Genomic DNA, 14,867 nt, shown 5'->3' with positions numbered 1-14,867 from the left:
TTAAATTCCAGACATTGGTTTTCCACTAGTGAATTCTTATGTTACTTATCTAATTATCATTTCATCCCACTGCTTTTCGTGTAATATGCGCTGTTTTTTGTATGCTTCGACTCATGTTTTGTGAGTGGAATGGTGGCCCTTCGGCTGTTGCAGGCGGATTTTCTCTTGTTTGTGACCGATGTTTGGAAGGGGAAGATGGCTTTTTACCTCTGTTATTGGTGATTAAAAAATAATGGATAAAAAACTGGGTTTAGGCTCTCTCACGGCGCTAGTGATTGGTTCAATGATTGGTGCGGGCGTGTTTAGCTTGCCACAAAATATGGCAGCGGTTGCCAGTCCACTGGCAGTGATGATCGGTTGGTCGATCACTGGGATCGGCATGATCTTTCTTGCGCTCTCTTTTCAATATTTAGCCGTCAATAAACCCCATGTGAACAGTGGTGTGTTTGGTTTTGCTCGTGAAGGTTTTGGTGATTTTGCCGGATTTTGCTCGGCGTGGGGCTACTGGTTTAGTGCCATGGTCGCGAACGTCTCTTATCTGGTGATTGTGTTCAGTACTTTAGGACTGCTGTTTGATACGCCTGATCAGATTATCTTTGGCTCAGGTAATACTTGGTGGTCAATTGGTGGCGCTTCTCTACTATTGTGGGGTGTTCACAGCTTAGTGTTAAGAGGGGTGCAAACCGCTGCGCTGATCAATCTCATCACCACTATGACCAAAATGGTGCCTTTGCTACTTTTCATTGTGTGTGCGATTGCGGCGTTCAACTGGTCTACATTTAGCTTGGATTTCGCAGGGCTCCATCACATTTCAGGCGCTGATCTGCTCGGTCAGGTCAAAGCAACTATGTTGATCACGGTTTGGGTCTTTGTGGGGATTGAAGGTGCGGTGGTGGTATCAAGCCGAGCACGTCAGCGTAAAGACATCGGTCGCGCGACCATTCTTGGGTTACTCACGGCTCTGTCGATTTATGTCTTAGTCACGCTGTTGTCGATGGGCGTGATTCAAGTCAATCAGTTGGCGCAATACCCGAATCCTTCTATGGCGCAAGTGTTGACTGCGATTATTGGTCCTTGGGGTAAGTACATTATTGCGGTTGGGCTTTTGATCTCGGTTTGCGGTGCGTTTTTGAGCTGGACGGTATTGGCTTCCGAAGCGCCTTTCCTTGCCGCCAAAGATAAGATGTTTCCCCGCCATTTTGCCAAGCAGAATCAAGCGGGAAGTCCAGTTAATGCCTTGTTCTTAACCACACTCTGTATCCAAGTCTCCTTGATCTTGGTGCGCTATACTGCCAGCACTTACGATAGCTTATTGATCTTTGCCTCAGAGATGATTTTAGTGCCGTATTTTCTGGTGGGCGCTTTTACCCTTAAGCTTGCTCTGGAGCAAGGAGATCGAGGGAAATTGCTATTGATTGGCTTTGGCGCAACGGCTTATGGTTTATGGTTGCTGTATGCTTCAGGTTTGCACTATTTGATGCTCTCAACCCTGTTGTATGTACCGGGCTTCGCTTTCTATCTCAAAGCAAAGCGTGAGCAAGGTGTAAAAGCATTCTGCGGCCGAGAAATGGTCGGAGCCAGCACCCTACTGCTGTTTGCCGTTGGGGCGGCAGGCATGCTTTGGCAAGGCGCTTGGTAAAATAGCGTTGATGCCATAGTCGACATTGTCTAAAGCTCGGGACGGATAAAAGAAACCCCTCAAGCTCGTAGAGCTGAGGGGTTTCTTTAGTAACAAAACGTAATCCATTTTTGAGTGAGTTGCTGTGGTCATCTCACCGAATTTGCAGACTATTTACTGCGATTGACCGCCATATGGGCGAGCGTGATCAAGGCTTGTTTGTATTCGCTTTCTGGCAAAATCGCAAGTTCAGCGATGGCTTTATCCGCTTCATGCAGCGCCTTTTCAATGGTGTATTGTAAAGAGCCGGTTTGCTCCATCGCTGCGAGAATCTCATTAAGACGCGACATGCCATTGGCTTTCTCGATGGCTTCACGGATCATCGCGGCTTGCTCAGGATTCCCGTGCTGCATCGCATAAAGCAGTGGTAGGGTAGGTTTGCCTTCTGCCAGATCGTCACCGACGTTTTTACCCATCTCATCACCATCTGAAGTGTAATCCATCACATCATCAATCAGTTGGAAGGCTGTGCCTAGGTATTTACCGTAGTTTTGCATCGCCAGTTCGACTTCAGGAGAAGCATCACACAGGATAGCGCCAATCTGGGTTGCCGCTTCAAACAGACGTGCAGTTTTGGAGTAAATAACCTGCATGTAGCTGGCTTCGGTGGTATCAGGATCGTTACAGTTCATTAATTGCTGTACTTCACCTTCAGCGATCACGTTTACCGCATCACTCATCAGTTTCAGGATCTTCATTGAACCTAATTCTGTCATCATCTGAAACGAGCGAGTGTAGATAAAATCACCGACTAATACGCTGGCGGCATTACCAAACGCGGCATTGGCGGTTGCTTTACCGCGGCGCAAGTCTGATTCATCGACCACATCATCGTGCAACAGGGTTGCCGTATGAATGAATTCAATAAACGCAGCAGCAGTCGTGTGATGTGACCCTTGATAACCGAGCGCTTTGGCGGATAAAACCGCCAGCAATGGGCGTAAACGCTTCCCACCACCACTGATGATATAGAAACCAAGTTGGTTGATTAGGGAAACGTCAGAATTGAGTTGAGCGTGAATCGTTTCGTTCACTTTTGCCATGTCATTGGCAGTAAGCGCTTGGATAGCTTTAAAATCCATCGTAAATCCGGCTGAAATAAGAGCGTGTAAGGCATTTAGTCTTCTGGAATCGCTGCATAATACACTAAAAATCATTGATTAATACATGGCTTAAAGGCATGATTGCGGCACTTTTGTTTGGCGATTAGCTTTTCGCCATTTTTTTCAAAATATGGCTTGTCATAGGCACATCATTCACGTAGAATCTGCGCCCTATTGATGATTAGTTTAGCGCACACCCTTATCGCATAAAATATAAGCATAGGCTGTGCGGAAAGAGCGGAGTAAAATATGTACGCTGTTTTCCAATCTGGTGGTAAACAACACCGTGTAAGCGAAGGTCAAACTCTTCGTTTAGAGAAATTAGACGTTGAAACTGGTGCAACTGTAGAATTTGATAAAGTTCTGCTGGTTGCTAACGGTGAAGACATTAAAGTAGGTGCTCCTCTGGTTGAGGGCGGTAAAGTAGTTGCTGAAGTGGTACAACACGGTCGTGGCGATAAAGTAAAAATCGTTAAGTTCCGTCGTCGTAAGCACTCTCGTAAGCAACAAGGTCACCGTCAGTGGTTCACAGAAGTGAAAATCACTGGTATCAACGCTTAAGTTATTAGGAGAGTTCAACAATGGCACACAAAAAAGCTGGTGGTTCTACTCGTAACGGCCGCGATTCAGAAAGCAAACGTCTAGGTGTTAAGCGTTTCGGTGGTGAATCTGTACTTGCAGGTAACATCATCGTTCGTCAACGTGGTACTAAGTTCCACGCTGGCACTAACGTAGGTATCGGTAAAGACCACACTCTATTCGCTCTATCTGATGGTAAAGTGAAGTTCGAGGTTAAAGGTCCTAACAACCGTAAATTCGTTAGCATCGAAACTGCTGAATAAGCCAAGTTTCTTGATGAATTTAAAAGCCCTGCCGTTTGGTGGGGTTTTTTATTTATCGAAAGTGTGGTCGACCCTAGACCCTAGACCCTAGACCTGAATGTAGCCTGATCCAAGCAGGCGATTGTTTTCTGGGATCTACGTTCTCAGGTTTACTAGACTGATTAAGATTTCCCACGAGATTGAGTGGAGGAAAAATGAAATTCGTAGATGAAGCGGTAATTAAAGTTCAAGCTGGTGATGGCGGCAACGGTGTTGTGAGCTTCTGGCGTGAAAAATTCGTTACCAATGGCGGCCCTGATGGCGGTGATGGTGGTGATGGCGGCGATGTGTATATGGTCGCTGATGAAAACCTCAACACCTTGATTGACTATCGTTTCCAGCGCTTTTATGAAGCGGAACGTGGTAAAAACGGCGGTGGCGGTAACTGTACGGGTAAAAGCGGTAAAGACAAAGAGCTGCGCGTACCGGTAGGTACTCGTGCCGTCGATATTCACACCAATGAAATCATTGGTGAAGTGGCCGAACATGGCAAAAAAGTCATGATCGCCAAAGGTGGTTGGCACGGTTTGGGCAACGCCCGTTTTAAATCCTCGGTGAACCGCTCTCCACGTCAAAAAACCTTGGGTACCAAGGGTGAGCTGCGTGATATTCGTTTAGAGCTGCTGCTGTTGGCTGACGTTGGTATGCTCGGCATGCCAAATGCTGGTAAATCGACCTTCATTCGTGCTGTTTCTGCGGCTAAACCTAAAGTGGCGGATTATCCGTTTACCACGCTAGTACCAAGCCTTGGTGTGGTGAGCGTGCTGCCGGAGAAAAGCTTTGTGGTGGCTGACATCCCAGGCTTGATTGAAGGCGCTGCAGAAGGGGCTGGTTTAGGGATTCGTTTCCTTAAGCACCTTGAACGTTGTCGCGTGCTGCTACACATGATTGATATCATGCCTGCTGATCAAAGCGATCCTGCACACAATGCGTTGACCATTATTGATGAGCTTGAACAGTACAGTGAAAAGCTGGCGAAAAAGCCACGTTGGTTGGTGTTCAACAAAGTTGATCTGATGTCAGAAGAAGAAGCGGATGAGATCATTCAAGACATCATCGATGCTCTGGCATGGGAAGGCGATTACTTCAAAATCTCTGCGGCGAATCGTCAAGGCACCAAAGAGCTGTGCATGAAGCTTGCCGAGTTCATGGATACCTTACCAAGAGAAGCGGAAGAGAAAACAGAAGCCGAAAAAGTCGATTTCACATGGGATTATAACCATAAAGACGGATTGGCTGGTCGTGAAGTGATCACTGAAGATGATGACGATTGGGATGATTGGGACGATGAAGAAGATGACGGCCACGTTATCTATGTTCGTGACTGATTAACTTACTGGTATGCCGCAACTTAGTTGCGGCTTTTTTGTGTCTAAATCAACTTTCCTAAAGTTTGTTTCGGGCACACTTACTCTCTCTTCGGCATATTTAGGTTTTAGGAAAGGAATCATGGAATCCAAACAGAGAGCCGTTTCTCGTTTGATTGCTCAGGCAGGGCAGATGTTATTAGCGCATGGCGCAGAAAGTACTTTAGTCGGCGATATAATGCGCCGCATGGGGTTGGCGAGTGGGATGAGTGAAGTCGAAGTCTCTCTCTCGGCGAGCTCGCTTGTGGTGACGACCGTCTATAAAGAGCACTGCATTACGACTGCGCGACGCAGCCCAGATCGCGGCATCAATATGCGTGTGGTGACGCAGATTCAAAGGATCTGCATCATGATGGAAAAAGGCATTCTCGATCACAGCTTAGCGCAGCGAAAACTCAATCACATCAGTCCAGAGCGTTACAATCGTTGGCTAGTTGTGGTCATGATTGGCCTCTCTTGCGCGGCATTCAGCCGTTTGGCTGGGGGCGATTGGATGGTGTTCTTGATTACCTTGATCGCCTCGTCAGTTGGGATGATCGTTCGCCAAGAAATCGGCCATCGCCAGTTCAATCCACTCATCAATTTTGCGGCAACGGCTTTCGTGACTTCCGTGATTTCTGCCCAAGCTGTGATTTATCAACTCGGCAACAAACCGACGATCGTCATGGCCTCTTCCGTGTTAATGCTGGTGCCCGGCTTTCCATTAATTAATGCGGTCGCAGATATGCTCAAAGGGTATATCAATATGGGTATTGCACGCTTTGTGATGGCGAGTTTGCTGACTCTAGCCACGGCGCTCGGTATTGTCGCGGCAATGAGCATCACCGGAATTTGGGGGTGGTAATGTTAAGCTGGGATCTGTTTTTTGGACTACTCAACGATATGTTTTTTGCCGCGATTCCGGCGGTTGGGTTTGCTTTAGTCTTCAATGTGCCTGTGCCCGCATTGAAATATTGTGCGTTAGGTGGTGCACTTGGGCATGGCTCGCGTTATTTGATGATGCACTTTGGCGTACCGATTGAGTGGGCGAGTTTTTTTGCCGCCACTCTAGTGGGTATGGTTGGTGTCTATTGGTCTCGTCGTTTTCTGGCTCATCCTAAAGTGTTTACGGTTGCTGCGCTTATCCCGATGGTTCCTGGTGTTTTTGCATTTAAAGCCATGATCGCGTTAGTCGAAATTAACCATGTGGGTTTTTCGCCCGAGCTGATGGAAGCCTTATTAGAAAACTTCCTTAAAGCCATGTTTATCATTGCGGGTTTGGCGGTTGGCCTTGCTGTACCTGGACTGTTATTCTACCGCCGCAAACCGATTATTTAAGGTAAGAGAAAAATGATGATCAGTATGATTGCCGCGATGGCAGACCAGCGCATTATTGGTAAAGATAACCAGATGCCTTGGCATCTACCGGCTGATTTCGCGTGGTTCAAACGCTGTACATTAGGTAAGCCTGTTGTGATGGGGCGTAAAACCTACCAATCGATCGGACGTCCTTTACCGGGGCGGCACAATATTGTGATCTCCCGTGATGCGAGTTTGCAGATTGAGGGGGTGGATGTGGTGACCTCCATTGAGGCAGCGCTGGCGAAAGCGGGTGAGGTCGATGAGGTGATGATCATCGGTGGTGGTAGCTTATATGCGGCCTGTTTACCGATGGCCCATAAACTGTATATTACCGAGATCCATGCAAAACTGGAGGGTGATACTCAGTTTCCTGAATGGGGGAGTGATTGGCTAGAGCGCTCTCGTGAGCATTATCCTGCCGATGAAAAAAATGCCTACGGGATGGATTTTGTGATTTTTGAACGCCAAAATCCCCTTCCTACGTGATGTTGCAGCAGTGTTGGCTGAGCAAATTGGTTCCAGACACATTTGTCACTTATTTGCCGCCGACCTGCAACTCCAAGTCGTTTGGGTATCGTCATAGCAGGTATAGTCAGAGCAGACACTGTCAACACCCGTATCAACGGGTGCTGTTTTATGTTGGCAGCGCTGCTTGGCTAAAGTAGTGTTTATCTTCCCAACGCAGCATAGTCAGGGTTCCGCCCCACACACAACCCGTATCTAGGCCGATCACCGTTTCACTCACATACCCTTCTAATGCCGCCCAATGGCCAAAAATCACCGTCTTTTCAAGAGCAATGCGCTGTGGTAATTGGAACCAAGGTAGTAAGCTACCGTCAGTCACTTCTTGTGGTGGCAGTTTGCATTGCATATCTAAACGACCATCTGGGAAACAAAAGCGCATACGAGTAAATGCGTTAACGATATAACGCAAGCGATCTATCCCTTGTAGCGTTGGATGCCATGCGTCGGGTTGGTCACTGTACATCTGCTCAATCAGGGTGCTCCACTCGGGGCTACGAAGTACAGACTCGACCTCTTGCGCTGCTTGACGTGCAGTGGCGAGATCCCATTGTGGTGAGATGCCAGCATGGCACAGTACAAACTCTTGATGTTCAGCGAGCAAAGGCTGCTGACGTAGCCAATCGAGTAATGGCGCGGCGTCGGGCGCATCTAAAATCGCTTGGGTTTGATCGCGCCGTTTAGCGGGATGCTGACCGAGTGCTACCGAGAGCAAATGCAAATCATGATTGCCGAGCACAACTCGTGCTGCATCCCCTAACTGATAGACAAAACGCAAGGTTTCTAGTGATTTTGGACCACGAGCGACCAAATCTCCCGCAAACCACAGCGTATCAAGCTGAGAATTAAATTCGGCCTGTTTGAGCAGTTGCTGTAGCTCGTCAAAGCAGCCTTGAATATCTCCAACGATATAATTCGCCACACAAACTCCCTTAATTCAATACATGCGGAACGGCTAAACGAAATGGTTCAATCTCAACCGTGAAAGACTCACCTTGTTCATCGATCATCAAATATTGCCCCTGCATCACACCGACGGGAGTATCTAAGGCCGTGCCACTGCTGTAGGTATATTCATCGTTAGCTTTGATGCGAGGTTGCTCTCCCACAACGCCATCGCCTTCAACCACGGTCTGTTTGCCATCGGCATCCGTGATCAACCAGCGCCGACTCATCAGTTGGACGGTCTGGGAGCTGAGATTTTTGATGGTGATGAGATAGGCGAACACAAAGCGCTGATACTCAGGATTTGATTGTTCCTCAATGTAGCGAGTTTGAACCTGAATTTTGATACAGGGCAGCGAAACATCCATGAGCGACTCCTCAGCTTAGTAGTCAGATATTGGCAGATAAACAAAGGACGACTGAATGTCGTCCTTATCGATTATGCGTGAGTTTTGTGTGTGGCATCAAGCCAGTTCGCTAATGCCACAAATTGAGCCAAGGTCAGATTTTCTGGGCGCATACCTGGGTTGATGCCCAGAGTTTCCAGTGTTTCCGGTTCAGCCAAACCTTTATAACAGTTACGCACCGTTTTACGGCGTTGGTTAAAGCCTTCACGTACCACGCGATCTAACCACTCTAAGCTGGTTGCTGGATGAGGGAGATCTTCATAAGGCACCAAACGTACCACGGCCGAATCCACTTTTGGTGGTGGCACAAATGCGCTAGGTGGCACTTCTAGTACCGGAACCACTTTACAGTAGTATTGCGCCATCACGGTTAGTCGACCGTAGGCCTTGGTTCCCGGACCTGCGGCTAATCGGTTCACCACCTCTTTTTGCAGCATGAAGTGCATGTCTTGAACATCACGGTGGAATTCAAACAAGTGGAACATCAGCGGCGTTGAGATGTTGTAAGGTAAGTTACCAAACACGCGAAGTTTGTTATTGGGTTTCACCAACTGTTTGAAGTCGAAACGCATCGCATCGCCTTCATGAATGGTCAGCTTGCTGGCTAATTCTGGATGATTACGCAGGCGTTCGGCCAGATCGCGGTCAAGCTCAATGACAGTGAACTTATCCACTTCACGTCCTACCGGTTCTGTGATGGCGCCTAACCCTGGGCCGATTTCAACCAAGTTTTGCCCCGGTTTGGGATTAATTGCCGACACAATACCATCAATGATGTAAGGATCATTGAGGAAGTTCTGACCAAAGCGTTTACGCGCTTTGTGCCCTAAGTGGACATCATTTCTCATAGTTTTCTCTAAGTTATTGCGCTTTTTTATCAACTAATTCAATTGCGTAAGCTAATGCAGTCCAAAAGCTTCCCGCATCGGCTTGACCCGTTCCAGCCAGATCGAGTGCCGTACCGTGATCGACCGAAGTGCGGATAAAAGGCAGCCCGAGCGTAATATTGACTGAGCGGCCAAAGCCTTTGTATTTCAGCACTGGAAGCACTTGATCATGGTACATGCCGAGAACGGCATCCGCTTGTTGCAAGTATTTTTCACTAAAAATAGTATCGGCTGGTAAAGGACCAACCAATTGCATGCCATATTGCTCACGCAAACGCTGTAGGGTAGGAGTGATGGTTTCGATCTCCTCCATGCCCAATACACCGTCTTCACCTGCGTGTGGATTTAACCCACATACGTAGATTTTAGGCTCTGCAATGGCAAATTTCTCGACTAAATCCTTGTGGAGAATATGAACAATCTGCTCTAGACGTTCACAAGTTATTGCTTGCGGCACTTCTGCGAGTGGCAGATGTGTAGTGACTAACGCAGTACGTAAGCCTTCGGTGGCCAGCATCATGACGACGAGGGGAGTCTTTGACTGTTCAGCAAAAAATTCGGTATGACCGCTGAAAGCAACCCCCGCACGGTTGATCACCCCCTTGTGCACAGGGCCGGTGACAATAGCATCAAATTCGCCATTCATACAGCCTTTTGCCGCTCTTTCCAGCGTTTTTAACACATAGTGTCCATTCGCTGGATTGAGTTGACCGGCGACGACGGGTTCAGCGAGAGAAATATGCTCAACCAACAAGGTTCCTGCTTGTTGAGCTTGCACTGGATTATCGCGTTGATAATCCAGTAGCTTAACCTGTATTCCAAGTTGCGTGGCCCGCTGCGCCAATAACGCCTTATCGGCACACACCACCAGTTGATGTGGCCAATCTTGTGCTGAGAGGGCGAGCACCAGATCGGGACCGATCCCCGCGGGCTCACCAGCTGTGACAATGATGCGTTTACTGCTCATCCTTCTCGTCCTTCAATACTTCAACAAAGGCGCTGGCACGCAGCTCTTGCAGCCAAGCACTGGCTTCTTCATTGAATTTACGATTGAACAAGATACGGTAGGCCTTGTTTTTCAGTGCGGAATCAGTTCTGTCCACTTCGCGACGATCGAGCACTTCTACGATATGCCACCCATGTACGGTTTTAAACGGTTCACTGATTTGGCCTACGGGTAAGGTTTCAATCTGGTGTTTAAACTCTGGGACATACAGATCGGGAGTTTGATAGCCCAGTTCACCTTTTTGCGCGGCAGAGCCGGGGTCTTGGCTATATTGCTGTGCTAATTCTGCAAAGGTCACTTCGCCATTTTTGATGCGCTGTACAAATTCATTGAGCTGCTTTTGCGCGCCTTCATCGCTGAGGATGATGGTCGGTTTGATCAAAATGTGACGAGCATTAACTTCTGTGACCGCGACCGTTTCTAGGCCTTTTACATCGTCAATTTTCAGAATGTGAAAACCGACACCACTGCGAAACGGGCCAATAATGCTGCCTTTGTTTTGCATTTTGATCTGATCAGCAAAGATGGTTGGCATCTCTTCTTTGCGCATCCATCCCCAATCTCCCCCTTGCAGGGCCTTGGGGCCTTTGGAGTAGGCGTACGCCATTTGCGCAAAGTCTGCCCCATTTTTTAGGTCGTTGACCAGCTTGTTGGCCAAGGTTTCCGCGGCACTTTTATCTTGTCCGTCATCGACTCGCAGTTGAATATGACTGATTTTGTATTGCACGGTGGCATCGGTTTCCTGCGCAAGCAGCTCAGCTAACGTATCAACTTCGGCGGGCAGAATGTTGATACGACGACGAACTAAGGCATTGCGTGCATCACTCGCCGCCATCTCTTTACGGACTTGCTCACGGAACTCTGGGTAAGTTAAGCCTTCTTGCGCTACCGAAGCAATCAACTGATCCTGAGTCTGTTGGTTGTTTTTCGCTATCTCTTTAATCGCTTCGTTGAGGCGGTTGTCATCAATTTTTACCCCAATCCGATCCGCTTCTTGCTGCTGCAAAGTATCGATGATCAGTTTTTCCAATACTTGTTCGCGCAGCACCGTTTCTTGTGGCAAAGGCTGCTTGTTCTGCTTGGCATTGGCCTTGATGGTTTTTAGGGCGCTGTCCACATCACTTTGTAGTATGACGCCGCTATTGACAATCACTGCCACGCTATCGAGTTGTTTGGGCTCTGCGTGAGCGTTGAAGAGAGTCAGCGCACTAAGAACGCTAATTAGTGTGGGTTTCCACAATTTCATGTGCAGTCCTATCTAAAATGTTTTAAGCCTGAGTTTCCTCAGGCTAGGTGAATTAGTTATTCAGGAAGAATGGGCGACCATAACCGAGTGAGTTACCTGCGCTATCGACACCTGTCATGCTTGAGCCTGCGCCAATGCTGGTGCCAAAACCAATAATCCCGATGTTAAAGCTGAAGTTATTCTCATAAATCGGAGTCGCGTAAGGATCCGTAACAAAGTTGCCGTTCCAGCTTTTTAATTGGTTACTGTAAGTAAAGCCCACATACCAACAATCTGAAGTGTAAGTCAGGTTAGCCAGCCACTCTAACGCCTCGTCTGTGGTCAGATCATAGTAATATTGACCGCTAGCCGACCATTTACGACTCAACTGGTAACCCGCCAAAATGCCCGCTTGTGAAATACCGTCTCGGGTAATGTCATCAATATTGGTAATGCTGTCGCCGACGGTATTGCGAATGTAATCCTTAGCAACATAGCGGTAGTTAGCTTGAATATAACCGCTGGCGACTCGATATTCTAATGTACTGTTGCCAAGTTGAACGGCTTGGCTATCGATGTCGTATTGAATGCCGCCGTGATAGAACAGATAGTCAGCAAAGTTAAAGTCCATCTCAACGGCCCAAGCGGAATAGCTGGTTTTATCCGATGTGCTGTCTGGATTTTTATTGGACGGATTGAGCTTGCTGTCCAGATAGAAAATTTGACCAAACGCGATATTGAGGCGCTCTTTATAGTTGCTATCAAAGAAACGAGTCGATGCACCGTAGCTGACTTGGTTGGCGGACTCAATTCGGTCTACGCCGCTGTATTTGCGACTGCGGAATAGCCCGTAGTAGTCGGTTTGCAGCAAAGTGGAATCATACAGACCAATATTGTCCTGATATTTTTCTGGCACGTAGAGATATTGAATTTTGGGTTCAAGGGTTTGAGTGTAGTCATCAAACAGTACCGTATCTCGTTCAAGCACAATGCCAGCTACACTGCGAATCTCAGGGATAACGCGTGTCACACTCTCTTCCAGTTTGGCATCTGTGGTCTTATCAAGATCTTGTTGATAGTAGGTGCCCAAGACACGTGCTTCGGTTGTCCAGTTGCCCCAAGTGTTGCTGAACGGAATTTTTAGCCCAGGTTCAATATGTACTCGAGTTGCAGAGGGTTTGCCTCTTGCATCGGTTTCAAAGCGCGAGACATGGCTGACAAGGTCAAGATCCAGATACTTCATCGTCTCTGGAGCATAGTAGTTGTAGCTGAGCTGCGGCATTAACCGATAAGGCAAGTTCGTGCTAGTGGTATCCTTGGTCAGTAGTTGGAAATCCCGCACCAACAGCGCAGAATCCCAGTTGTCGCTACGGTAAGTGGCACGCCCTTCTTGGATGAGCTGTCCATCTTCACGATTACCGACTCCCGAATCTAAGTCAGAGAAATAGTTGATATCGCTGACTTTGGAGTAGTCGATTTCAAACTTCCACGCTTGTTGATAGATGCCGTTATGTTCATATTGGAATGCCCAGCGATCGCCTAATTCAGTGTGCAGCTGATCGTCGGCAAGATATTCAGATTTGATTTGCCCCGCACCAAAATCGGTCAGATAACGGAACACACTATTGAGTTGTGTACCGCGCTTTTGCATGTAGTTGAAGGTGGTTTCTAAGTCATATTGGGGTGCCAAGTTCCAATAGATTGGTACTTCAAACGAATAGCCATTTCGTGAGCCGTAAGAGGCCGTCGGGTATAGAAAACCAGTTTTACGCGTATCACCGATTGGCACAGTCAAATAGGGGAGATAGAACACAGGTACGTTTTGCACTTCAAGACGCGGATTGTAGAAGGTCGCAATCTCTTCATTCTGATCCACATCAATGCTGGAAGCACGCATCCGCCATGCATTATCACCATCAGGACATGAGGTGATGGAGCCATCTTCAATTTCATACACGGCTTTGCCCGTTTTCGAAACATACACCGCTTCACCACGGCCCGGTTCACACAAAAACTGGTAGCGAGTATTTTCCAGCGTCATTTCATCGGTATTGAGATGGTTGGTCGCTTTGGTGGAGTGTGTTTTTATCTCACCATCACTGAACTGAACATTACCTTCAGCGACAACCACATTCTCTTGTTGATGCAAAGTCACGTTATCCGCAGCAATGCGTTTCTTACCTTGCACGACAACGACATTCCCCGAATAGGTCGCCTTCTGCCCATTGATTGCCTCTAGCTTATCCGCTTCGACATTGATAGGCTGTTGGCCGGGATTAGTAGGCTCAGGCTGGTTGACTAAACACTGCTCACCATTAGGTAATTGAGCGCGATTGTCATCCACACTCGCTTCTGCTTGTATCTGAGGTGCAAAGAGTGCAGCGCTAATCGAAGCGGCTAAAAACGTGCGGGAAAAGCATGACATGGGGTTGTACATCCTGTTGAACTTGTGGCCTGTTGAACTTGATGGATTCCGAACTTAGGAGCCTGAAATATAAACGGTCCTTATCATAAAGGAAATTGACGCTTGCGCCACTATCAGACCGCTTCACTCCAGAAAAATTCATAGATTGAGAGCACATAATGCATATTTTTGGCAAAATTCTTGGCGCTTTTTTTGGCTTCCTATTTGGTGGCCCCTTTGGCGCAATCTTTGGGATCTTCCTTGGCCACCAGTTTGATAAGGCTCGTCGTTTAAATCAGGCTGGCTTTCAAAGTGGTACCTTTGGTGCAGGCCCTAGCCAAGCTGAGCGCCAAGAGGAGTTTTTTAAATCCGCATTTTCGGTGATGGGGCATGTAGCAAAAGCCAAGGGTCAAGTCACCAAAGAAGAGATCCAACTCGCGACCATCATGATGGATCGCATGAACCTGACCCTAGAGCAAAAACGTGCTGCACAAGATGCGTTTCGTGACGGGAAAGAAAGCGATTTTCCTCTAGAGCAAGTGTTAGAGCGCGTGAAAATCGCCACGGGCGGGCGTTTTGACCTGCTACAGTTTTTCCTTGAGCTGCAAGTCTCTTCCGCGTTTGCTGATGGGGATGTGCACCCGAGTGAGCGTCAAGTACTGCATCGTATTGCGCGTGGGCTTGGTTTTTCTTCCGAGCAGTTAGAGCGCCGTTTACGCATGCAGGAAGCGGCGTTTCGATTTCAACAAGGTGGTGGCTTTGGTGGTTCGCAGCAGCAATCCCATAGTGGGCAGCAATGGCAGCAGCCTTCATCACGCCATCAATTGGCCGATGCCTACGAAGTGCTTGGGGTGAGCGAAAGTGCGAGTGCACAAGAGGTGAAGCGAGCTTATCGTAAGCTGATGAATGAGCACCACCCAGATAAGCTGATGGCGAAAGGTTTACCGCCAGAGATGATGAACGTCGCGAAAGAAAAATCTCAGCAAATCCAACACGCTTATGAGCTGATCCGAAAGGAGAAAGGCATTAAGTAAGCTCATCGTCATTATGCGCTTAGCTTTTCTAAGGCAAACTTAACCGTTTGCCTTTCTTTTGCAGTCA

15 protein-coding genes are annotated in these 14,867 nt (G+C 47.8%); 8 read left to right on the top strand and 7 right to left on the bottom strand.

What is annotated here, in order from left to right; genetic code table 11:
* The first annotated feature begins 232 nt into the window (after positions 1–232).
* Entirely contained in the window at positions 233–1,639 is a 1,407-nt protein-coding gene (locus F0316_RS11720) for a basic amino acid/polyamine antiporter (protein ID WP_001960407.1), read from the top strand.
* A gap of 149 nt (positions 1,640–1,788) precedes the next feature.
* Here F0316_RS11720 and ispB read toward each other — a convergent pair whose 3' ends face one another.
* Positions 1,789–2,760 carry an octaprenyl diphosphate synthase gene (ispB, locus tag F0316_RS11715; RefSeq protein ID WP_000345929.1) on the bottom strand — a complete coding sequence of 324 codons (972 nt, stop codon included), beginning with the start codon at positions 2,758–2,760 and terminating at the stop codon, positions 1,789–1,791.
* Positions 2,761–3,030: 270 nt separating this feature from the next.
* Between ispB and rplU the strand changes: the two genes are divergently transcribed.
* From rplU to folA, 6 genes are all read left to right on the top strand, one after another.
* Positions 3,031–3,342 carry a 50S ribosomal protein L21 gene (gene rplU / locus F0316_RS11710; RefSeq protein WP_000271393.1) on the top strand — a complete coding sequence of 104 codons (312 nt, stop codon included), beginning with the start codon at positions 3,031–3,033 and terminating at the stop codon, positions 3,340–3,342.
* Positions 3,343–3,362: 20 nt separating this feature from the next.
* Positions 3,363–3,623 carry a 50S ribosomal protein L27 gene (gene rpmA, locus F0316_RS11705; RefSeq protein ID WP_000940599.1) on the top strand — a complete coding sequence of 87 codons (261 nt, stop codon included), beginning with the start codon at positions 3,363–3,365 and terminating at the stop codon, positions 3,621–3,623.
* A 194-nt stretch (positions 3,624–3,817) separates the two neighbouring features.
* Positions 3,818–4,990 (top strand): Obg family GTPase CgtA, encoded by a 1,173-nt coding sequence (gene cgtA, locus F0316_RS11700; RefSeq protein ID WP_000673585.1) that lies wholly within the window; start codon positions 3,818–3,820, stop codon positions 4,988–4,990.
* Between the two features lie 121 nt (positions 4,991–5,111).
* The gene (locus tag F0316_RS11695) at positions 5,112–5,873 is read left to right on the top strand and encodes a threonine/serine exporter family protein (RefSeq protein ID WP_000444259.1); all 762 of its coding nucleotides are present in this window, start codon (positions 5,112–5,114) and stop codon (positions 5,871–5,873) included.
* Positions 5,873–6,346: a threonine/serine exporter family protein gene (locus F0316_RS11690; protein ID WP_000954087.1), complete on the top strand. Its 474-nt coding sequence runs from the start codon at positions 5,873–5,875 to the stop codon at positions 6,344–6,346. The genes F0316_RS11695 and F0316_RS11690 overlap by 1 nt, the downstream gene beginning before the upstream one ends.
* A 12-nt stretch (positions 6,347–6,358) precedes the next feature.
* Positions 6,359–6,856 (top strand): type 3 dihydrofolate reductase, encoded by a 498-nt coding sequence (gene folA, locus F0316_RS11685; protein WP_000973540.1) that lies wholly within the window; start codon positions 6,359–6,361, stop codon positions 6,854–6,856.
* 148 nt (positions 6,857–7,004) lie between these two features.
* Here folA and F0316_RS11680 read toward each other — a convergent pair whose 3' ends face one another.
* The 6 genes from F0316_RS11680 to lptD all read right to left on the bottom strand — a co-directional run bounded on the left by F0316_RS11680 (position 7,005) and on the right by lptD (position 13,787).
* Entirely contained in the window at positions 7,005–7,814 is an 810-nt protein-coding gene (locus tag F0316_RS11680; RefSeq protein ID WP_000035035.1) for a symmetrical bis(5'-nucleosyl)-tetraphosphatase, read from the bottom strand.
* Between the two features lie 10 nt (positions 7,815–7,824).
* Positions 7,825–8,205: a Co2+/Mg2+ efflux protein ApaG gene (apaG, locus tag F0316_RS11675; RefSeq protein ID WP_000383338.1), complete on the bottom strand. Its 381-nt coding sequence runs from the start codon at positions 8,203–8,205 to the stop codon at positions 7,825–7,827.
* A gap of 71 nt (positions 8,206–8,276) precedes the next feature.
* Positions 8,277–9,092 (bottom strand): 16S rRNA (adenine(1518)-N(6)/adenine(1519)-N(6))-dimethyltransferase RsmA, encoded by an 816-nt coding sequence (gene rsmA, locus F0316_RS11670; RefSeq protein ID WP_149560497.1) that lies wholly within the window; start codon positions 9,090–9,092, stop codon positions 8,277–8,279.
* A 13-nt stretch (positions 9,093–9,105) separates the two neighbouring features.
* Positions 9,106–10,098, bottom strand: coding sequence for a 4-hydroxythreonine-4-phosphate dehydrogenase PdxA (gene pdxA, locus F0316_RS11665; protein ID WP_000095775.1), 993 nt, complete (start codon positions 10,096–10,098; stop codon positions 9,106–9,108).
* Complete coding sequence (gene surA / locus F0316_RS11660) at positions 10,088–11,383, bottom strand: peptidylprolyl isomerase SurA (RefSeq protein WP_095477656.1); 1,296 nt, start codon at positions 11,381–11,383, stop codon at positions 10,088–10,090. Before surA ends, pdxA begins: the two co-directional genes overlap by 11 nt.
* 52 nt (positions 11,384–11,435) lie before the next feature.
* A complete protein-coding gene (lptD, locus tag F0316_RS11655) occupies positions 11,436–13,787 on the bottom strand; it encodes an LPS assembly protein LptD (RefSeq protein WP_001277605.1) in 2,352 nt (783 codons plus the stop codon).
* A gap of 158 nt (positions 13,788–13,945) precedes the next feature.
* Between lptD and djlA the strand changes: the two genes are divergently transcribed.
* Positions 13,946–14,800 (top strand): co-chaperone DjlA, encoded by an 855-nt coding sequence (djlA, locus tag F0316_RS11650; protein ID WP_000546924.1) that lies wholly within the window; start codon positions 13,946–13,948, stop codon positions 14,798–14,800.
* The last annotated feature ends 67 nt before the right edge of the window (positions 14,801–14,867 follow it).

It is taken from the genome of Vibrio cholerae, from assembly GCF_008369605.1.
Taxonomy (GTDB): Bacteria; Pseudomonadota; Gammaproteobacteria; order Enterobacterales; family Vibrionaceae; genus Vibrio; species Vibrio cholerae.
This window is presented reverse-complemented; position numbering and strand designations above follow the sequence as displayed.

What these genes read in the sequence shown, in the direction of transcription:
- F0316_RS11690 (WP_000954087.1), top strand. Translation starts at nt 5,873, where the DNA reads ATGTTAAGCTGGGATCTGTTTTTTGGACTACTCAACGATATGTTTTTT.
- lptD (WP_001277605.1), bottom strand. Translation starts at nt 13,787, where the DNA reads ATGTCATGCTTTTCCCGCACGTTTTTAGCCGCTTCGATTAGCGCTGCA.
- ispB (WP_000345929.1), bottom strand. Translation starts at nt 2,760, where the DNA reads ATGGATTTTAAAGCTATCCAAGCGCTTACTGCCAATGACATGGCAAAA.
- F0316_RS11720 (WP_001960407.1), top strand. Translation starts at nt 233, where the DNA reads ATGGATAAAAAACTGGGTTTAGGCTCTCTCACGGCGCTAGTGATTGGT.
- folA (WP_000973540.1), top strand. Translation starts at nt 6,359, where the DNA reads ATGATGATCAGTATGATTGCCGCGATGGCAGACCAGCGCATTATTGGT.
- cgtA (WP_000673585.1), top strand. Translation starts at nt 3,818, where the DNA reads ATGAAATTCGTAGATGAAGCGGTAATTAAAGTTCAAGCTGGTGATGGC.
- rplU (WP_000271393.1), top strand. Translation starts at nt 3,031, where the DNA reads ATGTACGCTGTTTTCCAATCTGGTGGTAAACAACACCGTGTAAGCGAA.
- apaG (WP_000383338.1), bottom strand. Translation starts at nt 8,205, where the DNA reads ATGGATGTTTCGCTGCCCTGTATCAAAATTCAGGTTCAAACTCGCTAC.
- rsmA (WP_149560497.1), bottom strand. Translation starts at nt 9,092, where the DNA reads ATGAGAAATGATGTCCACTTAGGGCACAAAGCGCGTAAACGCTTTGGT.
- pdxA (WP_000095775.1), bottom strand. Translation starts at nt 10,098, where the DNA reads ATGAGCAGTAAACGCATCATTGTCACAGCTGGTGAGCCCGCGGGGATC.
- rpmA (WP_000940599.1), top strand. Translation starts at nt 3,363, where the DNA reads ATGGCACACAAAAAAGCTGGTGGTTCTACTCGTAACGGCCGCGATTCA.
- F0316_RS11695 (WP_000444259.1), top strand. Translation starts at nt 5,112, where the DNA reads ATGGAATCCAAACAGAGAGCCGTTTCTCGTTTGATTGCTCAGGCAGGG.
- surA (WP_095477656.1), bottom strand. Translation starts at nt 11,383, where the DNA reads ATGAAATTGTGGAAACCCACACTAATTAGCGTTCTTAGTGCGCTGACT.
- djlA (WP_000546924.1), top strand. Translation starts at nt 13,946, where the DNA reads ATGCATATTTTTGGCAAAATTCTTGGCGCTTTTTTTGGCTTCCTATTT.